Raw genomic sequence first — 19912 nt, forward strand, 5'->3', positions numbered from 1 at the left:
TAAAAAAATTGCCAATTTTCAGTTTCGTGCAAATTGCATGAATGGCCATCATGCATCCTGCATTTTGCGTTACTCAACGGGGTGGGATGGACGCGCCGGTACTGATAAAGACTGCCTGCGGGCAGCTAAATTCCTTTTTTGTGGGGGCATCGCTCGGGATACAAAACTTTTCAAATCCCGCGTGTACAGCTGAAGAAGGGCTGACGTATTTTCCTGCAATGCATTGGACCTTCCGCCTACGGAGGGATCTGTGCTTCTGGATCATACGAAGAATAAGAAAAAGGACGTTCCTCCATGAGCCACCCGCACAACGACATGATCACCTGGGGCAAGCTGCTGCGTAAGGTGCCGGCCATTGTCCGCGCCCTGCCGCGCGTAGTGCGTGGCATGCGTGCCGCGAATGTCACCGACCCCGCGCAGCCGTGCGGGTTGGGCTGGCACTTTGAGCAAGCGACCCTGCGCAACCCCGACGGCAACGCTCTGCTGTACGGCGACCGTGTGCTCAGCTACACCGACGCCAACCAATGCGCCAACCGTATCGCCCATCACCTGCAAGCCCAGGGCATCGGCAAGGGTGACGTGGTGGCGCTGTTTATCGAAAACCGCCCCGAACTGCTCTTGAACGTGTTGGCCGTGGCCAAGCTGGGCGGCATCTGCGCGATGCTCAACACCGCGCAAACCCAGGCGGCGCTGGTGCACAGCCTGAACCTGGTGAGTCCGGTCGCCATTATTGTCGGCGCGGAGTTGGTGGCTGCCCATGACGCGGTGCGCGATCAGGTGGGCATCGCATCTGATCGAACCTGGTTCGTCGCCGATCAGCCATCCAGCGCAGTGCCGCAGGGTTATATCGACCTGTTGGCTGCGAGCGCCGAGTGCCCGGTGGACAACCCGGCCAGCACCGCGCAGATCTTCTTCAACGACCCGTGCTTCTATATCTACACCTCCGGCACCACCGGCCTGCCCAAGGCCGGCATCATGAAACATGGTCGCTGGACCAAAACCGCTGTCAGCTTCGGCAGCATCGCGCTGGACATGGGGCCGGACGACGTCTTGTATTGCACCTTGCCGCTGTACCACGCCACCGGGCTGTGTGTGTGCTGGGGCTCGGCGATTGTCGGGGCGTCGGGCTTCGCCATTCGCCGCAAGTTCAGCGCCAGTCAGTTCTGGGACGATGCGCGCAGATTCAACGCAACCACCCTCGGCTATGTCGGTGAATTGTGTCGTTACCTGCTCGACCAGCCACCCGGCGAACACGACCTTGATAACCGCGTGACCAAGATGGTCGGCAATGGCTTGCGCCCCGGCGTGTGGGCGCAGTTCAAGGCACGTTATGGTGTGGAGCATATCTGCGAGCTGTACGCGGCCAGTGACGGCAATATCGGTTTTACCAACGTGTTGAATTTCGATAACACCATCGGTTTTTGCCTGCAGCATTGGGCACTGGTGGACTACGCCCATGACAGCGGCGAGCCACTGCGCGGCAGTGATGGCTTTATGCGCAAGGTGCCAACGGGCGGGCAGGGCTTGCTGCTGGCCCGGATCGATGAAAAATCGCCCTTTGATGGCTACACCGACCCGGAAAAGAATCGCAAGGTGATCCTCACCGACGTATTCGAAAAGGGCGACCGTTACTTCAATACCGGCGATCTGTTGCGCAGCATCGGCTTCGGCCATGCGCAATTTGTGGATCGCCTGGGGGATACCTATCGCTGGAAAGGTGAAAACGTGTCCACCACCGAGGTCGAGAACGTGCTGCTGCAACACCCGCAGATCGCCGAAGTAGTGGCCTATGGCGTCGAGATCGAAAACACCAATGGCCGCGCAGGCATGGTTGCCATCACTCCGAGTGAATCCCTGGCCTCGCTGGACATGCGCGAGTTGCTGCAATTTGCCCACGGACAATTGCCGCCCTATGCAGTGCCGCTCTTCCTGCGCATCAAGGTCAAGATGGAAACCACCGGTACCTTTAAGTACCAGAAGGTCAGGCTCAAGGAAGAGGCCTTTGATCCGGACAAGGCCGGCAATGACCCGGTGTATGCCTGGTTGCCGGGGTCGGACTGCTATGTACCGGTCACCGGGCAACTGTTGGCGCAGATCCAGGGTGGTCAGTTCCGCTATTGATTGTGCCTATGGGGGCTTTTGACAAAAAAGCCATGACAGTGGGGAACTCCATCGCGACACTGGCGCCTATTCAGTACCAGACAAGGAGCCCCCCACATGTCAGATCAAGCCAAACAAATGACCGAAGACGAAGCCGCCGAATTTGCCGAGCAGGTCTTCGACGTGGCGCGCAAAGGTGACGCCGCCATGCTCGCCGCGCTGCTGGCCAAAGGCTTGCCGGCCAACTTCCGTAACCACAACGGCGACACCTTGCTGATGCTGTCTGCCTACCACGGCCATGCCGAAGCGGTAAAAGTGCTGCTGGAGTTCAAGGCCGACCCGTTGATCGCCAATGACAAGAACCAACTGCCCATCGCCGGCGCGGCGTTCAAGGGGCACTTGCCGGTGGTCAAGGCGCTGATTGAAGGGGGCACGCCAATCGAGGCCGCCTCGTCCGACGGTCGTACCGCGCTGATGATGGCCGCCATGTTCAACCGCGTCGAGATGGTCGATTACCTGCTCAGCCAAGGCGCCAATCCCAAGGCCACCGATGCCCAGGGCGCGACGGCGCTGGCGGCGGCGCAGACCATGGGCGCGAAGGACACGGCGGCGCAGCTGGAGAAACTGGTGTAGGCTGTGCGCCCTCAAAAACCAGCCCGTTACAGGATCGCCCCATGAAAACCGCCCTCGTCGAACTTATCAGCAAAATCAGCGCCGGGGTCATGGGCGAGGACGAGGTCACGCGCATCGCCGAGGAGGCCGCCCAGGCCTACGCCGACCCGGCGGCCTTCCTGGCGGCCAACCCGGATATCAACTACGACGACAGCTTCCCGATTCCGCTGGGGGAGTGGGTGGTGGTCGGTAGCCTGCCGGACACCGTGCTGTTCCAGGCCGATACCTATGGCGACTTGTTTGCGCAGATCGTCGCGTCGTTTGGTCCGGGCGTGGCGTTCAACCTCAAGCCCAAGCAACTGGCCAAGACTGAAGACCTCACTGCGTTGAACCGTATCCAGATCCAGATGAGCGCCCTGAGCCCGGAAGATGGCGGTTATGTGCTGCTCAACTTCAGCCAATTGCTGGACGACGAAATCCAGGCGGTGCTGGTGTTCGGCAACGACCTGCCGCGTGTACTGGCGCTGTGTGCCGAAGTCGGCATCAAGGCCGAGCCGTCCCTGGAAGCGCTGAAGGTTGCCGTACACGTCTGAAATAAAACGGAACCCCTGCCAGGGCTGACTATCCTACAAGGGCATGCCCTCACTTAGGAGCGACACCATGGGTTCCACTTTTAATGGCTTGATCGGGCTGATCATCCTGGCGCTGGATATCTGGGCGATCATCAACGTGTTCAAAAGCGGCGCGAGTACCGGCGCCAAGGTCTTGTGGATCCTGTTGATCCTGCTCTTGCCGGTACTGGGCCTGATCATCTGGGCCATTGCAGGACCGCGCGGTAACGTGCGGATCTGACCCCCGCACTCGATTTGAAGCGAGCACAGTAAATGTGGGAGGGGCGTCGCACCGCCCCTCCCACATTGGTCTTCAGCGCACTCCAGAGATTTGTGTGTCGAAATATTCGCTGCACACAATTTTCACATCTTATCCAAGACAATCCGCCGGCTTTATCGACCCTGCCAATGCCCTGCTTCAGGTGCTTTTAAAGGCGGGGGCAGTCGTGCTCGTTCAGTAATTAATAGCCTTGATGGCATTGATCGGGCACCATTCGCGCCACTGCACTACTTCGTCACTTAAACTTCCAATGGGTCCTGAAACGACATGGCAAACCCGGACGCCCTGAGTCAGCAGCGAGCTTCTAATCGCCTGCTGCAACCGACCGTCAAATCCCATCTGGCGTACACGCTGCTCTGCGCACTGGTCATGATGGTGATGTTCTCCCTGCTGCGCCTGGCGCTGCTGGCTTACAACCGCGAGATGATCCTCGACACGCCGGCCTCGACCTTCCTTGAAGCATTCGCCAACGGCCTGCGTTTTGACCTACGCCTGGTGGTATACCTGCTGATCCCGCTGCTGCTGGCACTGTTCAGCGTACGGGCCATGGCCGCGCGTGGGTTCTTCCGCTTCTGGCTGACCATTGCGTCCAGCATCGCCCTGTTCCTGGGCTTGATGGAGATGGACTTCTACCGTGAGTTCCACCAGCGCCTCAACGGCCTGGTCTTCCAGTATGTGAAGGAAGACCCGAAAACCGTGATGAGCATGCTCTGGTACGGTTTCCCGGTGGTGCGCTACCTGCTGGCGTGGGCCGTGGGCACGTTGATCCTGAGCATGGCATTCAAGGGTGCCGACCGCGCCACGCGCCCTCGTGGCCCGTTCAGCGGTGGCAGCATCGGTACCCGCCAAGTCGCGCCGTGGTACAGCCGCATCGCGGTGTTCGTGGTGTGCCTGCTGATCGCCGTGGTCGCCGCCCGTGGCACCCTGCGCCAGGGCCCGCCGCTGCGTTGGGGCGATGTGTACACCACCGATTCGAACTTCGCCAACCAGTTGGGCCTCAATGGCACCTTGTCGCTGATCGCGGCGGCCAAGGCGCGGTTCGGTGAAGACCGCTCCAACATCTGGAAGGCGACCCTGGACCAGCCGCTGGCCACCCAGACCGTGCGTGACATGCTGGTGCTGCCACAAGAGAAACTGGTCGATACCGACATCGCCGCGGTGCGCCGTGACTACACGCCACCGGCCGAGAAGACCCTGCCGATCAAGAACGTCGTCGTGATCCTGATGGAAAGCTTCGCCGGTCATTCGGTAGGCGCCTTGGGGCGTCCCGGCAACATCACGCCATCCTTCGACAAACTGTCCAAGGAAGGCCTGCTGTTTGATCGCTTCTTCTCCAACGGCACCCACACCCACCAGGGCATGTTCGCCACCATGGCCTGCTTCCCGAACCTGCCAGGTTTTGAATACCTGATGCAGACCCCGGAAGGCAGCCACAAGCTGTCGGGCCTGCCGCAGTTGCTCAGCGCGCGCAAGTTTGACGACGTGTATGTCTACAACGGCGACTTCGCCTGGGACAACCAGTCGGGCTTCTTCAGCAACCAGGGCATGACCAACTTCATCGGCCGCAACGACTTCGTCGACCCGGTGTTCTCCGACCCGACGTGGGGCGTGTCCGACCAGGACATGTTCAACCGTGGCCTGGAAGAATTGAAGGCCCGTGAGGGCGGCAAGCCGTTCTACGCACTGCTGCAAACCCTGTCCAACCACACGCCGTACGCGTTGCCGACGCCATTGCCGGTGGAGAAAGTCACCGACCGTGGCAGCCTCAACGAGCATTTGACGGCCATGCGTTACTCCGACTGGGCCCTGGGCCAGTTCTTTGAAAAGGCCCGCAAGGAGCCGTACTTCAAGGAAACCCTGTTCGTGATCGTGGGCGACCACGGCTTCGGCAACGAACAGCAGATCACCGAGATGGACCTGGGCCGCTTCAACGTGCCGATGCTGATGATTGCACCGGGCATGCAGGAGAAGTTCGGCGAGCGTGACCACACCGTGGGCACCCAGATCGACATCGTGCCGACCATCATGGGCCGCCTGGGTGGCGACACCCTGCACCAATGCTGGGGCCGCGACCTGCTGAACCTGCCGGAAGGCGACAAGGGCTTTGGCGTGATCAAGCCATCCGGCAGCGACCAGACCGTGGCGTTGGTGACTGCAGACCGCATTCTGGTACTGCCCAAGGAAATGCCACCGAAGCTGTGGCAATACGAACTGGGTGCCAACCCGACCGGTAAAGTGATTGCTGAATCGCCGGACGAGGCTGCACTCAAGCAGAAACTCGAATCGTTCCTGCAAACCGCGACCAAGAGTTTGTTGGATAACACCGCAGGCGTTGTAAACGGTAAGCCGGACTGATTAACCGGCAATAAAAAAGAGGCCTTTTTCAAGGCCTCTTTTTTTTGCTTGGTTATTACCGCGTAGCGGTTATATGCGGCCCAGCAACAACAGGACCAGCAGCACAACCAGCACTACACCGAGGATACCCGACGGGCCATAACCCCAGTTACGCGAGTGAGGGAACACTGGCAGACCACCAACCAGCAAGAGGATCAGGATGATGATTAGAATGAGGCTCATGTTTTGTTTTCCTTATAGGCCTTGTGCAAGACCGGTTATTTAACGAGAGGCCCGTGTGTTTTATTTCGGACGCCTTAACAACTCCGACTGTGCGGCTTCACAGAAAATTCCGTGTTTTTTTAAAGCATTTCGCAAACACCCTTATTTCGTTTAATCCGTTCACAACCCTGCTGGGTTAATTGAAAAAGATTGAACTTAGGCTATAGGCGGGCATCCGACCCGGCCTGTGGTTTGCCTGGGGCATTCATCAATCTGATGGTGCGTGGGTGTAGGAAAAACCTTCGCTACACTGCCGATCACTTCCTCTGTGAACCACAAGGCTACTTCCTATGCAAAACCGCATGATGATCACTGGCGCCGGGTCCGGCCTGGGTCGTGAAATCGCTCTGCGCTGGGCCCGTGAGGGTTGGCAGTTAGCCTTGTCGGACGTCAGCGAGCCAGGCCTGCAGGAAACCCTGAAGCTGGTGCGCGAAGCCGGTGGCGATGGGTTTGTCCAGCGCTGCGACGTGCGCGACTACAGCCAGCTCACCGCGTTTGCCCAGGCCTGCGAAGTGAAGCTGGGGGGCATCGATGTGATCGTCAACAATGCCGGCGTGGCCTCGGGCGGTTTCTTTGCCGAACTGTCCCTGGAGGACTGGGATTGGCAGATCGCAATCAACCTGATGGGCGTGGTCAAGGGCTGCAAGGCGTTCCTGCCACTGCTGGAAAAGAGCAAGGGTCGCATTATCAACATCGCCTCGATGGCGGCACTGATGCAGGGGCCGGCCATGAGCAACTACAACGTGGCCAAGGCCGGAGTAGTGGCGCTGTCGGAGAGTTTGCTGGTGGAGCTCAAGCAGCAGGAAGTCGGGGTGCACGTGGTGTGCCCGTCGTTCTTCCAGACCAATTTGTTGGACTCGTTCCGTGGTCCTACTCCGGCGATGAAAGCTCAGGTGGGCAAGTTGTTGGAGAGTTCGCCGATCTCGGCGGCGGACATTGCCGACTACATCTATCAACGCGTGGCGCAGGGCGAGTTCATGATCCTGCCCCATGAGCAAGGGCGGATGGCGTGGGCTTTGAAGCAGAAGAACCCGCAGTTGCTCTACGACGAAATGACCACCATGGCCGACAAGATGCGCGCCAAGGCCCAGGCTGTTAAGGGCTGATTGGGAGTTAGTCTGTCAGGCAATTTACCTTCATTTGTAGGTGTTGCCTGATTTTGCCGCGAGGCATTGCTGCACCCACACCCAGCGCGCATGGTCGGGGTCCTGTTATTCAATAAGGACAACCGCCATGCTGGTCTTAAGCCGTGCCGTAGGCGAAATCATCTCCATCGGCGATGACATCACCGTGCACATCCTCGAGTTGAACGGTAACCAGGTGAAATTCGGGATTGCTGCGCCGGTCGGGGTGCATGTCCACCGCGCCGAGGTCTACCAGAAGATCCTTGAGCGTCAAGCCACGCAACCCCAGCCCTCCATCAACCCCTGAGTCAGTCGAACAGATGCTTGGGCACATCGTGCTTGAGCATCAACTGGCACTGCTCGCTGTCCGGGTCGAACACGATCAGCGCCTGGCCCTTGGTCAGCGCCTGGCGCACCCGCAGCACGCGGGTTTCCAGGGGCGTGTCGTCGCCATTGTCGGTGCCGTCACGGGTCACGAAGTCTTCGATAAGGCGGGTCAGGGTGTCGACTTCAAGTGCGTCGTAGGGAATCAGCATACAAGCCTCGGGTGATGGGTCCCGGCGATGCTACTGCGCCGGGACCGCAGTTGCCAGCGTCAGGACTTCTGACCGACCAGGCTGTCCACCGACGGCACGCGGGTGTCGCTCTCCATCTGCGTTTCGTGCTCGATCTGATGGCTGAACCGATCCAATGAACCCTGGGCCGGTTGCGCATCACTGGCGAACACCGGCGGGCTGAGGATATACGCGCCCAACAGCCGACTCAGTGCAGCCAGGCTGTCGATATGGGTGCGCTCATAGCCATGGGTCGCGTCGCAACCGAACGCGAGCAGGGCGGTGCGGATATCGTGACCGGCAGTCACCGCCGAGTGGGCGTCGCTGAAGTAATAGCGGAACAGGTCGCGACGCACGGGCAAGTCGTTATCTGCTGCCAGGCGCAGCAAATGGCGGGACAGGTGATAGTCATACGGCCCGCCGGAATCCTGCATCGCCACACTGACCGCATGCTCGCTGGAGTGCTGGCCGGGGGCGACCGGGGCAATGTCGATGCCGACAAACTCACTCACATCCCAGGGCAGGGCCGCCGCTGCGCCACTGCCGGTTTCTTCGGTGATGGTGAACAGCGGGTGGCAGTCGATCAGCAGTGGTTCGCCGCTGTCGACAATAGCCTTGAGCGCGGCGAGCAGGGCGGCGACACCGGCTTTGTCATCCAGGTGGCGTGCACTGATATGCCCGCTTTCGGTGAACTCGGGCAACGGGTCGAACGCCACGTAGTCACCGATGCCGATCCCCAGGGAATCGCAATCGGCGCGGGTGGCGCAATAGGCGTCCAGGCGCAATTCCACGTGGTCCCAGCTCACCGGCATTTCATCCACGGCGGTATTGAACGCGTGCCCGGAGGCCATCAACGGCAACACGCTGCCACGGATCACGCCGTTATCGGTAAACAGGCTGACGCGGCTGCCTTCGGCAAAGCGGCTTGACCAGCAGCCCACCGGGGCGAGGGTCAGCCGGCCATTGTCCTTGATCGCGCGCACGGCGGCGCCAATGGTGTCCAGGTGCGCAGACACCGCGCGGTCGGGGCTGTTTTTCTGGCCCTTGAGGGTGGCGCGAATCGTGCCGCGCCGGGTCATTTCAAACGGGATACCGAGTTCTTCCAGGCGCTCGGCGACGTAGCGCACGATGGTGTCGGTAAACCCGGTGGGGCTGGGAATGGCGAGCATTTCCAGCAAGACTTTTTGCAGGTAGTTGAGATCCGGTTCGGGAATGGTTCGGGTCATAAAGACTCCTGATGAAATAAGGCAAATGCTCTGGCCAGTGGGGCTGTTGTGGCTAAGGGGCTTGTTGTGGCAAGCCCGCTCGCCACAGGGTTATTGAGCCGTCGGCTGGCTATGGGGGAATAACAGGTCCACAAACTTCTCCGCTGTCGGTTGCGGGTCATGATTGGCCAGGCCGGCACGTTCGTTGGCTTCGATAAATACGTACTCGGGCTGATCGGCAGCGGGCACCATCAGGTCCAGGCCCACCATTGGGATGTCCAGGGCGCGGGCAGCACGCACGGCGGCGTCGACCAGCGTGGGGTGGAGGATCGCGGTGACGTCTTCCAGGCAACCTCCCGTGTGCAGGTTGGCGGTGCGGCGCACGGCCAGGGTCTGGCCACGGGGCAGGATGCTGCTGTAGTCGTAGCCGGCGGCGTGCAGAGTGCGTTCGGTTTCTGCATCCACGGGGATTTTGCTTTCGCCATCGGTGGCCGCCTGACGGCGTCGGCTCTGGGCTTCGATCAGCGCGCCGATGGAATGCTGGCCGTCACCGGTCACTTCGGCGGGGCGGCGGATCGCGGCGGCGACTACCTCAAAGCCAATCACCAAAATGCGCAGGTCCAGGCCTTCGTGGAAGCTTTCGAGCAACACCCGGCTGTCGAACTGCCGCGCCGCTTCGATCGCCTGCTGCACCTCTTCGATGCTCTGCAGATCCACCGCCACGCCCTGGCCTTGTTCGCCATCGAGCGGCTTGACCACGATGCGCTGGTGTTCGTCGAGGAACTCCAGGTTGTCGTCGGCACTGCCCGCCAGTTGCTGCGAAGGCAGTTTCAAACCCGCCGCTTTCAACACCTTGTGGGTGAGGCTCTTGTCCTGGCAGAGGGTCATGCTGATCGCGCTGGTCAGGTCGCTCAGCGACTCGCGGCAGCGCACGCGGCGCCCGCCATGGCTGAGGGTGAACAAGCCGGCGTCGGCGTCATCCACCTGCACATCAATACCGCGGCGATGGGCCTCTTCGACGATGATCCGCGCATACGGGTTGAACCCCGCCTGCGGGCCGGGGCCGAGGAACAGCGGCTGGTTGATACCGTTCTTGCGCTTGATCGCAAAGGTGGTCAGCGCACGGAAACCCAGCTTGGCGTAGAGGCTCTTGGCCTGGCGGTTATCGTGCAGCACCGACAGGTCCAGATAGCTCAGGCCACGGCTCATAAAGTGTTCCACCAGGTGGCGCACCAGCACTTCACCGACACCGGGGCGTGTGCATTGCGGGTCAACCGCCAGGCACCACAAGCTGCAACCGTTTTCCGGGTCGTGGAAGGCTTTTTGATGGTTCAGCCCCATCACGCTGCCGATTATCGTGCCACTGTCTTCGTCTTCCGCCAGCCAATACACCGGGCCACCTTCATGGCGCGGTGTGAGGCGTGCGGCGTCGACCGGCAACATGCCGCGCCCCTGGTACAGCTGGTTCACCGCCAGCCAATCGGCTTCGGTCTGCACCCGGCGAATCCGAAAGCCGCGAAACACACGGGTGGCCGGGCGGTAGTCGCTGAACCACAGACGCAGGGTGTCCGAAGGATCGAGGAACAGCTGCTGCGGATCGATTCCGAGGATCTGCTGGGGGGCCGCTACGTAGAGTGCGATGTCGCGCTCGCCGGGCTGTTCGTTGAGCAGCTCCTGGGCCAGGCTGGCCGGGTCCGGGAAGGTATGGCCGATCAACAACCGGCCCCAGCCGCAATGCACGGCGATCGGCTCGGCGGCCAATGGGCTGCCATCTTCGGCCAGACGCGCTTGCAGGCGCTCGTACGTCGGCGCCTGGCCCTTCAACAAGCGTTGGCTGTAAGCCGCTGCATGGGGTTTCATCAATCAGATTCCTTGTTCGCTGAGCCACAGGTTCAGCGCCGCCAGTTGCCACAATTTCGAGCCGCGCAGCGGGGTCAATTGGCCCTGCGGGTCGGTGAGCAGGCGGTCGAGCATGGCCGGGTTGAACAGGCCGCGATCCTGGCTCGGGTCCAGCAGCAATTCGCGCACCCAGTTCAGGGTGTCGCCTTGCAAATGCTTGAGGCCCGGTACCGGGAAGTAGCCTTTCTTGCGGTCGATGACTTCGCTCGGGATGACCCGGCGTGCGGCTTCTTTCAACACTTGCTTGCCACCGTCGGGCAATTTGAATTTGCCCGGCACGCGTGCCGACAACTCCACCAGACGGTAGTCGAGGAACGGTGTGCGGGCTTCCAGGCCCCAGGCCATGGTCATGTTGTCGACACGTTTGACCGGGTCATCCACCAGCATCACCGTGCTGTCCAGGCGCAGCGCCTTGTCCACGGCGGCGTCCGCGCCGGGCATCGCAAAATGCTCGCGAACGAAGTCGCCTGCGGCGTCGTTGGCGGTCAGCCATTTCGGCGCGACAGTGGCGGCGTAGTCGTCGTAGCTGCGGTCAAAGAACGCTTCGCGATAAGCCGCATACGGGTCGCTCGCGCCATCCACCTGCGGGTACCAGTGGTAACCGGCGAACAACTCGTCTGCGCCCTGGCCGCTCTGCACCACCTTGCAATGCTTGGCGACTTCCCGCGACAGCAGGTAGAAGGCGATGCAGTCATGGCTGACCATCGGCTCGCTCATGGCGCGGAACGCCGCCGGCAGTTGTTCGATGATCTCGCGTTCGGCAATGCGCAGTTGGTGGTGACGGGTGCCGTAGTGCTTGGCGATCAGGTCCGAATACTGGAACTCGTCGCCACGCTCGCCACCGGCGTCTTCAAAACCGATGGAGAAGGTCGACAGGTCCTGCACGCCGACTTCACGCAGCAGGCCGACGAGCATGCTCGAGTCGACGCCGCCGGAGAGCAGCACACCGACATCCACGGCAGCCCGTTGACGGATGGCCACGGCTTCGCGGGTGCTGTCGAGCACGCGGTCGGTCCAGTCTTCGAGGGTGAGATTGCGCTCGTCCTCATGGGGGCCGTAGGGCAGGGTCCACCAGGTTTTCTGCTCGGTGTTGCCCTGCGCATCAATGCGCATCCAACTGGCCGGCGGCAGTTTTTCAATACCCGCCAGCAGGGTGCGTGGTGCAGGCACTACGGCGTGGAAATTCAAGTAGTGATTGAGCGCCACCGGATCGAGGATCGGGTTGATATCACCGCCCTTGAGCAACGCTGGCAGCGCCGAGGCAAAGCGCAGGCGCTGGCCGGTGCGCGACAGGTACAGCGGCTTGACGCCAAGACGGTCACGGGCGATGAACAGGCGCTGGGCATCGCGCTCCCAGATGGCAAAGGCAAACATGCCGTTGAGCTTGGGCAGCAGCGCTTCGCCCCAGGCGTGATAGCCCTTGAGCAACACTTCGGTGTCGCCACCGGAATAGAACGCATAGCCGAGGGCTTCAAGCTCCTGGCGCAATTCCGGGAAGTTATAGATCGCACCGTTGAACGCCAGGGACAGGCCCAGTTGGGCGTCGACCATCGGTTGGGCGGAGCCGTCCGACAGGTCCATGATTTTCAGGCGTCGATGGCCCAGGGCAATCGGCCCTTGGGCGTGGAAGCCCCACGCGTCAGGGCCGCGTGGTGCCAAGTGATGGGTGATTCGCTCCACCGCTGCGAGGTCCGCAGGTTGAAGATCGAAACGTAACTCGCCAGCTAATCCGCACATAGGTTCCTTACCGGTTTTTCCGTTGGGGAGGGATAGAAAGACCCGCGCCAAAAAGGCGGGTACCTAGGGACTGACCCGAGGCTATACGCGGAGTTTTAGAACAATAAGTTATATGGCAAAAAGCCGTACCCCTCGGCCAGTGGCCCTGCGGCCCGTATGGCGTGGGTCGAAGTGGGGGTAATTAGGTCGCGTTCAGATGCAAATAGTCGTGGGGTGCGCAGGGCAAATGCGCAGTTATTTGAACCCTTTTGCGGCAAAGGTGCGCCTATCGTCTGGCGTCATTGTTCAACGCAATGAAGGAACGTTGTTAATGACGCAAACAGGTAATTTGAGTGAGGTGGTCGTGCCGGTGACTCGGGACGAACTGATGAGCGCATTGCTGGATGTCACCGGTGACTTGGATACCGCGCAGGTCTTGTACGAGCGGTTGCCGGCCTGGTGGGTCAAGGCCGATTCCCAAGTGCTCCAGGCCATTGAGCAGCTACACGCCGACAGTGAACGGCCACGGGAAAAACTGCACCGGCTGCTGGGCCGCCTCAAGCCCCTCGATCAGTTTTGCCGCGAACGCCTCACGGCCTTGCTGGCGACCAAAGGGCTGGCTGGGCTGGACATCGACCATGACACCCTGGATCTGCCCAGACGCTCATTCAGTGGCGTGGGTGCGGACCTTGGCGGCAGGCTGATCGAGACCATCAACCTGGAGAGGCACAGCCTGCTGCAGGCGGCGATGCAGAACTTTTCCGACGCCGCTGCCGAGGTCGGGGGCATACCGTTCAACGCGGTCGTGCGTGTCGGGCCGGGGCGCGCCATTGCGCAGAATCTAACCGCGCATACCTTTGTCGGTTACTGCCGGGAGCTGAACCTGGGCGAGGCGTATCAGGCCCATATCCGCGAGGTGTTCAACCTGCCCGTCCCAGCCGAGGGCAGCGTGGACACCGGGCGCGGGCATAACCCGGCGGTGCGGGAGGTTGGTCACCCCCGTTGCCTGGATATGCAGATCGACCTGCAGGTGGCCTATGGCAAGGGGGATATCGACGCACCCACCCGTGCGCTGTTGCTCGGCGTGGTCAGGGTCGACCTGCCGGCCAGCGACATTTCAAACGTGTGGTTCAACGGCCAGCCGCTGACCTGGCAGGGCCTGAATATCAACGGGACTTGCCTGTGGGGTGTGCTGGTGTTTTCCAGCAGTGCTGCCGAGGGTTTCTCCAGTGGCCCGATTGTGGTGTACATGCCCAATGAGCCGGTGCGGCCGTGGTATCGCTACGAGTCCCTGGAGCAGTTCAAGGTCTACCTGGCGCTCAAGCTCCAGGTCAGCGCTTATCGAGGTTTTTTCACCTGCTATCTGGATGAGTCCGAGCGCTTCGATTTTTTTCAACGCTTTGACCAGAACAAAACCCTGGTGCGGGTGGAGCCGCTGGCGGTAACGAGCAACCTGTCGACGTTTTTTTTCAACGCCTGTGTCGGCAAACTCCGGCTCGATGCCTTGGTATTGGCAGTGCCCAACGCCCAGGCCGATGACGATGCGCGTCGCCTGCGCATTCAGAACTACCTGGACATTGGCCTGACGGTGCTGAATGTCGCGGGGCTGATGGTGCCGGTCATCGGCCAGTTGATGATGGGCGTGGCAGTGGGGCAAATTCTGGGGGAGGTCTTCGAAGGGGTGGATGATTGGGTCCACCAAGACAAGCACGAAGCACTCCGGCACCTGACCAACGTTGCTGAAAACCTTGCCGCCATGGCGTTGTTCGCGGCGGGTACGAAAGTGGTGGGCCGGTTGTGGCGATCCACACCCTCCACATCGAGGCTGTATGACAAGGTCGAAGGCGTGCGGATGCCGGATCAGACCACGCGACTATGGCGGACCCGTACCGAGCCTTACCGCCGGTCCATCTCGCTGCAAGGACGCGTGGCCGGCCCTCGCGGGGTGTATCAGGTCGATGGCCAGTCGTACGTCAATATCGACGGCGGGGTGTATTCGATCACCTTCGATGCCCGCAGCGGTCGCTGGAGAGCCGTGCATCCGCGGCGTGCATCGGCGTACCAGCCGCCCGTGAGCCACAACTTTCAGGGCGGCTGGCAGTTCTCGTTCGAACGCCCTTATGAGTGGGAAAATGTCGAATACATTCTGGGGCGCCTGGACCCGACCCTGAAATCCTTTACTCCCGAGCAATTGCGCGACATCGCTGCGATCACCGACATGAACCTGTCGCGCCTGAAGCAACTGGCCAGGGACAACCTGCCGCTGCCGGAGCGGCTGCGCGACTGTGCGCAGCGCTTCAGGCAGAACCAGGGTGTTCGCGACCTGGTCTGGCAAATGGAAAATGAAGCCCCCCTCGATGCCACCACCTCTCATGTGCAGATGCAGGCTCTGCCGCTGATGGACGGCTGGCCCCAAGGGCGTTTTTTCGAACTGCTGGACGATGAGGGGTATGTGCTTGAGCGTCACCCTGACACCGCGCCATTTGACTACGAAGACTTGAGCATCCACCTCACTGCGCAGCAACTGAAAAGCGGGCAGATCATTCCCACGTTGCTGGCCGCCCTGGACGATGAGGAGAAGCTGAAACTGCTGGAAGGCACCTTTCAGCCTGGGGAGGAGCCAGCCATATTGACGCAACGCCTGACGGCATCGATCAAGCAGAATCATCGAGCGCTGTATGAACGCCTGCGGGCGCATGCCGACGTCGGCGACCGCACGGACCATGGGTTGCTCAAGGATCGTCATCCACGGTTGCCCATTCGGCTCGCCTGGGAGGTCATGAGCAAAGCCTCCAGCGCCGAGCGCTTGCGCTTGCGTCATACCCGGCACGTGCCGTTGCGCCTCAGTCAATGGGCGCGGGAGACCCAGGAGGTGCAGGAAGAAGACGAGGCCCTGACGGGCCTGTATGTACCGGAATTGGCCAACGATGCTACTCGCCGCATCGCTACCGGCTTGCTGCGGCGGCTACCCGGCTGGCCCGAGGATATGTCGCTGAACGTGCGCCGTGAGCGCGTGGGGGGCGAGGTCCTGGCCCAGGTCGGCGATTCAGACGTCGCTGTGACGCGCGTGGTGGTTCAGTCGGCCAAGGGGTTTCGTGCCCACGATGGGCAAGGGGCGCCGTTGGGGGCGCTGGCCGGCGGCTCGGAAGGTTTCTACACGGCGCTGCTCGATTGTTTGACCAGCGAGCAACTCGACGCAATGCACCTTACCGGAAACGGCAGGGCCAGCCACTTGCGGCACGCCATCATCAGCAAATCCCAGGATGAGCGAAGCCGGATTGCCCGTTACCTGTGGCCGGAACGTGCGCTACCGCAGGAGCGTGCACCCGTGTGTATCCAGGCGATTCCGGCGCAGCCGCAGCGATTCCCGCGAGGATTGGAATATAAGGTCAGGAAACTCTACCCCTGGTTCGACAGCGTGCGCGTTTCGAGCTTCTTGCAGGGCCTGGGCAGCGATGACCTGGCCCGTGCCAATGCCGTGCGCGCGCGTGAGGAGCAGTACGAGAAGCTGCAACGAACCCTGAAACTGTGGGCCAAGGAAAAGGTGGTGCAAGCGCGCTCGGACCAGGCCCTGCGGGACGTCCGCCAGGCGCGGCACCAAGCCGCAGAGGCGATCAAGAACAGCTGGCGATATGCGTTGGTGGCGTCCGATGCAGAAGGCCGGAAAGTCCCGAGCCTGTCCCTTGACGGCATGACCCTGGCAGGCTTGCCGACCCTGCCGCCGGACGTCCAATTCGATCATGTGCAACAACTGTCGCTCAAGCGGATGGGGCTTAACGATGATGTGTCGTACTTTATCCGGCACTTCAAGGGGGTGCGCGCTCTGGAGCTGACGGACAACCAGCTCACGCGATTACCTGAAGTGCTTCAGCAGATGAAGCAGCTCAGTTATTTGTACCTGGACCATAACCGGCTGCAACTGACGGAGTACACCCGCACCAAACTCGCGGACCTCAGGGCGTTGAAGGTGCTGAACCTGAGCAACAACCCGCTGCTGGATCCGCCCATCGTCCACAAGATGCTTGATTTGCAGACGTTGGCGTTGCGCAATTGCCGTCTTACAAGCCTGCCGGCGGGCATCAGGAACATTCCGGGCCTCAAACGCCTGGACCTGCGGGGCAATGATATTGCCAGCCTGCCGGCCTGGTTGTTCGATTCGACACTCAACAGACCCGAGAACATCCATCTGGATCAAAATCCACTGGATGACACCAGCCGTCAGTTACTGAGCACCCACAAGGCAGCGACGGGCGAGGGCATGGGCTTTCTCGAGGATCACATTGGCCGGCTCAACGAGCAGCGGGCCAAGGCGTTGTGGCTGGGGGATGAGCGCTTGCCGGCCTATGCCGAAAAGGCGGCGACGTGGAAAGGGCTTTGGGATGAGCCGGTTTCCGATGGGCTGTTCAATCTGCTGGCCGGCCTGGAAGGTACGGCAGACAGCATGTATGTGCGTGAGGACATGGAGACGCGGGTCTGGGAAGTGCTGGACGCGATAGCGGCCGATGATGAATTGCGCACGACAGTCTTCGACCTGGCGGCCACGCCATTGAACTGTGATGATTCCGCAGCGGTGACGTTCAGTGACGTGCAGACCATGGTCCTGGTCCGTGAGGCGGTGCGAAAGGTCGAGAGTGGTGAGGCCACGGCCAAACCGTTGCTGAGCCTGGGCAAGGGCTTGTTTCGCCTGGATCAGTTGGCGTCCATCGCCCGCCGGTACAGCTCCGAGCATCCGGCCCTCGATCCGCTGGAGGTGCACCTGGCCTTTCGCACGGGCTTGGTCGAGCGCCTGCATTTGCCCGGGCAACCTCGCCATATGCGTTACGCCAGCCTGGCCGGGGTAACCCAGCATATGCTCAGGCGCGCTGAGGCACAGGTGAAAGAGGCTGAGCTGTCGCCGCAGCTGTTGAAGTATCTGGCCAAGCAGCCGTGGTGGGTCAAGTATCTGAAAATCACTGACCCCGACGCGTTCGAAGCCTTGAGCCAGCCCTTTCGTGCGCGCTCCGAAGAGCTGTTCGATAAGCGGGAAACCCTGGATGACGCCACCTATAAAACTGAAATCGACAGGATCGGCGGCGAGCAGGACCGGGCAGAGTCCGCCGAGCTCGAACGCCAGACTGAGGCGGCGTTGAGAGCCGATGACCTGGACGCCTGCGCCTTGCCGCCGTCGCGTTGAGCCTGCACTTACCGAGGGGTTTTTACCGTGTTGCTGCGAATCAACGCGCGTACCGCGAACCGGTTCGGATGGCAGGCTTCGGCCACACTGCGCGGTAGCGGCAGCGGTTCGTTGTCCAGCCATGCTGCCAGCAACTCGCCGGACAGTGGCGCGGTGATCAGGCCCCGTGAGCCGTGACCGCTGTTGATGTACAGGCCGTCCAGCCAGGGGCAGGCGGCCTGCGGCGTGTGGCGCGCGTCTTTGCGTAGCGAGGCGTAGGCTTGGTCGAACGCCAGGGTGTCGGCCAGTGGCCCGACTATCGGCAAGTAGTCCGGGCTGGTGCAGCGAAACGCGGCGCGGCCTTCCAGGGTGTGCGCGGCAAGGTCGGCGGCGTGCAGGCGCTCGGCCAGGTCCGGAGAGATCTCTTGCAGCAGCTCAAGGTTACCGGCGTGCTCGGCAGCGGTAGGGGTGAGGTCGTCGCTGTTGAAATCAAAGCTGGCGCCCAGGGTGTGTTCGCCCTGGCGGGCCGGCGCCACATAGCCTTCGGCACACACCACCGTGGCCAGGGCCCGGCTGGCGGCAGTCTGCGGCAGTCGGGTGATTTGCCCGCGGATACGCTTGAGGGGCAGCTCGGCGCTGGCGGCAAAACGTTTGACTTCAGCGGCCCCGGCCAACACCACCACGGGGGCGCTGGCGAGCAGCTGATCGGCGTCCCAGGCTTGCCAGTGGTCGTCGACTTTGCGCAACTCCAGCACATCATGATGGGCCAGCACTTCGATGCCTGGCTGGCGGGCCTGCCATTGGCACAGCGCGGGCGGATGCACCCAGCCGCCCTCGGGGAAAAACAACCCGCCATGCTCCAGGCCCACACCGGCTCGGGCCTGGGCTTGAGCCTTATCCAGCAGATGCAGCAGCTGCGGGGCGAATGCCTGGGCCAACTGCGCCTGGCGTTCGGCCTCCTTGGCATTGAAGGCCAGTTGCAGTACGCCGCAACCGTCCCAATCCACCCCCCGTTGCAGGTGCTCCAGCAGGCGCCGGGTATGCCCGAAACCGCTGACAATCATCTGCGACAACGCCGTGCCATGTGCCGACAGCTTCAGATACAGCACCCCTTGTGGATTGCCGGATGCCTCCTGAGCGAGGCCGTCATGCCGTTCCAGCAGGCTGACCTGCCAACCCCGTGCCGCCAGGCTGGCGGCGCTGGCGCAACCGGCCAGGCCGCCGCCGATCACCAGGGCGCGGCGCTCGCCGTTGGGCATGGGAGGGCGCGCGAACCAGGGTTTGGGGCTGGCAGGTTGCGGCGTGTCGGTCGGCCAGCCGAGAAACTCACCGCGCAGAATCTCCCACTTGTGGCCGATGCCTGGGGTGCGTTTCATCTTGAAGCCGGCGGCATTGATCAGCCGCCGCACCCAGCCGGTACTGGTGAAGGTGCTGATGGTCGAGCCCGGCGCGGCCAGGCGTGCCAGTTCGGCGAACAGTTCGGCGCTCCACATCTCGGGATTTTTCGCCGGGGCGAAACCGTCGAGAAACCACGCGTCGATCTGCGCGTCCAGTTGCGGCAGTTGCTCCAGGGCATCGCCGATCAGCAGCGTGAGGGTGACGCGACCGTTATCCAGCACCAGGCGCTGGAAGCCTTGGTGGATGGCGATGTAGTGCGCTAGCAGTTGTTCGGCGAACGGCGCCAGCTCCGGCCAGAGGGCGAGGGCGCGTTGCAGGTCGGCGTGACTCAGCGGGTACTTCTCCACGCTGACAAAGTGCAGGCGCGCACCGGCCACCGCGTGTTGTTCGAACAACTGCCAGGCGCAGAGAAAATTCAGCCCGGTGCCGAAGCCGGTCTCGCCAATCACCAACCGCCCGTCCGCCGGCAGTGCGGCGAAACGCTCCTGCAAACGGTTCTGTTGGAGGAACACATAGCGGGTTTCATCCAGGCCCGACTGGTCGGAGAAATACACGTCATCGAACACTCGCGAGTGCGGGCGACCTTGGTCATCCCAGTCGAGCTGGGCGTGGGTGATCGGATTCATGGGCGGCTCGGTAAAGGCA

General features: G+C 61.7%; 14 protein-coding genes. 8 read left to right on the forward strand and 6 right to left on the reverse strand.

Annotated features, from left to right (window positions below; all coding sequences use genetic code 11):
* Positions 1-294: 294 nt before the first annotated feature.
* The 5 genes from AD670_RS06325 (at position 295) to AD670_RS06345 (ending at position 5958) form a co-directional block, all read left to right on the forward strand.
* Positions 295-2121 (forward strand): long-chain-acyl-CoA synthetase, encoded by a 1827-nt coding sequence (locus AD670_RS06325; protein ID WP_053129380.1) that lies wholly within the window; start codon positions 295-297, stop codon positions 2119-2121.
* A 96-nt stretch (positions 2122-2217) separates the two neighbouring features.
* The gene (locus tag AD670_RS06330) at positions 2218-2733 is read left to right on the forward strand and encodes an ankyrin repeat domain-containing protein (RefSeq protein WP_053129385.1); all 516 of its coding nucleotides are present in this window, start codon (positions 2218-2220) and stop codon (positions 2731-2733) included.
* A 41-nt stretch (positions 2734-2774) separates the two neighbouring features.
* Positions 2775-3305, forward strand: coding sequence for a hypothetical protein (locus AD670_RS06335; RefSeq protein WP_053129388.1), 531 nt, complete (start codon positions 2775-2777; stop codon positions 3303-3305).
* A gap of 67 nt (positions 3306-3372) precedes the next feature.
* Complete coding sequence (locus tag AD670_RS06340) at positions 3373-3564, forward strand: PLDc N-terminal domain-containing protein (RefSeq protein WP_003172956.1); 192 nt, start codon at positions 3373-3375, stop codon at positions 3562-3564.
* Positions 3565-3870: 306 nt separating this feature from the next.
* Positions 3871-5958 carry an LTA synthase family protein gene (locus AD670_RS06345; RefSeq protein ID WP_053129391.1) on the forward strand — a complete coding sequence of 696 codons (2088 nt, stop codon included), beginning with the start codon at positions 3871-3873 and terminating at the stop codon, positions 5956-5958.
* Between the two features lie 69 nt (positions 5959-6027).
* Here AD670_RS06345 and AD670_RS30610 read toward each other — a convergent pair whose 3' ends face one another.
* Positions 6028-6180, reverse strand: coding sequence for a DUF3309 family protein (locus AD670_RS30610; protein ID WP_015885095.1), 153 nt, complete (start codon positions 6178-6180; stop codon positions 6028-6030).
* Positions 6181-6509: 329 nt separating this feature from the next.
* Between AD670_RS30610 and AD670_RS06350 the strand changes: the two genes are divergently transcribed.
* Together AD670_RS06350 and csrA are read left to right on the forward strand one after the other, a co-directional pair.
* On the forward strand, positions 6510-7325 hold the full coding sequence (locus AD670_RS06350) for an SDR family oxidoreductase (protein ID WP_053129394.1): 816 nt from the start codon (positions 6510-6512) through the stop codon (positions 7323-7325).
* 127 nt (positions 7326-7452) lie between these two features.
* Positions 7453-7650: a carbon storage regulator CsrA gene (csrA, locus tag AD670_RS06355; protein ID WP_053129397.1), complete on the forward strand. Its 198-nt coding sequence runs from the start codon at positions 7453-7455 to the stop codon at positions 7648-7650.
* A 1-nt stretch (position 7651) separates the two neighbouring features.
* Here csrA and AD670_RS06360 read toward each other — a convergent pair whose 3' ends face one another.
* The 4 genes from AD670_RS06360 to AD670_RS06375 form a co-directional block, all read right to left on the reverse strand.
* Positions 7652-7879 carry a YheU family protein gene (locus AD670_RS06360; protein ID WP_003236706.1) on the reverse strand — a complete coding sequence of 76 codons (228 nt, stop codon included), beginning with the start codon at positions 7877-7879 and terminating at the stop codon, positions 7652-7654.
* 59 nt (positions 7880-7938) lie between these two features.
* Positions 7939-9123, reverse strand: coding sequence for an osmoprotectant NAGGN system M42 family peptidase (locus AD670_RS06365; protein WP_053129400.1), 1185 nt, complete (start codon positions 9121-9123; stop codon positions 7939-7941).
* Between the two features lie 90 nt (positions 9124-9213).
* Positions 9214-10962: an N-acetylglutaminylglutamine synthetase gene (gene ngg / locus AD670_RS06370; RefSeq protein WP_053129403.1), complete on the reverse strand. Its 1749-nt coding sequence runs from the start codon at positions 10960-10962 to the stop codon at positions 9214-9216.
* A gap of 3 nt (positions 10963-10965) precedes the next feature.
* A complete protein-coding gene (locus AD670_RS06375; RefSeq protein ID WP_053129407.1) occupies positions 10966-12738 on the reverse strand; it encodes an N-acetylglutaminylglutamine amidotransferase in 1773 nt (590 codons plus the stop codon).
* A 310-nt stretch (positions 12739-13048) separates the two neighbouring features.
* On the opposite strand from AD670_RS06375, the gene AD670_RS06380 reads away from it, so the two are divergent.
* Positions 13049-17890, forward strand: a complete 4842-nt coding sequence (locus AD670_RS06380; protein WP_053129410.1) for an NEL-type E3 ubiquitin ligase domain-containing protein — start codon at positions 13049-13051, stop codon at positions 17888-17890.
* 8 nt (positions 17891-17898) lie between these two features.
* On the opposite strand, the gene mnmC is transcribed toward AD670_RS06380, so the two are convergent.
* Positions 17899-19893: a bifunctional tRNA (5-methylaminomethyl-2-thiouridine)(34)-methyltransferase MnmD/FAD-dependent 5-carboxymethylaminomethyl-2-thiouridine(34) oxidoreductase MnmC gene (gene mnmC / locus AD670_RS06385; RefSeq protein WP_053129413.1), complete on the reverse strand. Its 1995-nt coding sequence runs from the start codon at positions 19891-19893 to the stop codon at positions 17899-17901.
* Positions 19894-19912: the final 19 nt, after the last annotated feature.

The organism is Pseudomonas sp. MIACH (assembly GCF_001269925.1).
In the GTDB taxonomy this organism is placed as follows: domain Bacteria; phylum Pseudomonadota; class Gammaproteobacteria; order Pseudomonadales; family Pseudomonadaceae; genus Aquipseudomonas.

Bases quoted from the DNA above. Each gene is read 5' to 3' on its own strand.
- AD670_RS06345 (WP_053129391.1), top strand. From the start codon at position 3,871: ATGGCAAACCCGGACGCCCTGAGTCAGCAGCGAGCTTCTAATCGCCTG.
- ngg (WP_053129403.1), bottom strand. From the start codon at position 10,962: ATGAAACCCCATGCAGCGGCTTACAGCCAACGCTTGTTGAAGGGCCAG.
- AD670_RS06350 (WP_053129394.1), top strand. From the start codon at position 6,510: ATGCAAAACCGCATGATGATCACTGGCGCCGGGTCCGGCCTGGGTCGT.
- AD670_RS06335 (WP_053129388.1), top strand. From the start codon at position 2,775: ATGAAAACCGCCCTCGTCGAACTTATCAGCAAAATCAGCGCCGGGGTC.
- AD670_RS30610 (WP_015885095.1), bottom strand. From the start codon at position 6,180: ATGAGCCTCATTCTAATCATCATCCTGATCCTCTTGCTGGTTGGTGGT.
- AD670_RS06380 (WP_053129410.1), top strand. From the start codon at position 13,049: ATGACGCAAACAGGTAATTTGAGTGAGGTGGTCGTGCCGGTGACTCGG.
- AD670_RS06325 (WP_053129380.1), top strand. From the start codon at position 295: ATGAGCCACCCGCACAACGACATGATCACCTGGGGCAAGCTGCTGCGT.
- AD670_RS06330 (WP_053129385.1), top strand. From the start codon at position 2,218: ATGTCAGATCAAGCCAAACAAATGACCGAAGACGAAGCCGCCGAATTT.
- AD670_RS06340 (WP_003172956.1), top strand. From the start codon at position 3,373: ATGGGTTCCACTTTTAATGGCTTGATCGGGCTGATCATCCTGGCGCTG.
- mnmC (WP_053129413.1), bottom strand. From the start codon at position 19,893: ATGAATCCGATCACCCACGCCCAGCTCGACTGGGATGACCAAGGTCGC.
- AD670_RS06375 (WP_053129407.1), bottom strand. From the start codon at position 12,738: ATGTGCGGATTAGCTGGCGAGTTACGTTTCGATCTTCAACCTGCGGAC.
- AD670_RS06360 (WP_003236706.1), bottom strand. From the start codon at position 7,879: ATGCTGATTCCCTACGACGCACTTGAAGTCGACACCCTGACCCGCCTT.
- csrA (WP_053129397.1), top strand. From the start codon at position 7,453: ATGCTGGTCTTAAGCCGTGCCGTAGGCGAAATCATCTCCATCGGCGAT.
- AD670_RS06365 (WP_053129400.1), bottom strand. From the start codon at position 9,123: ATGACCCGAACCATTCCCGAACCGGATCTCAACTACCTGCAAAAAGTC.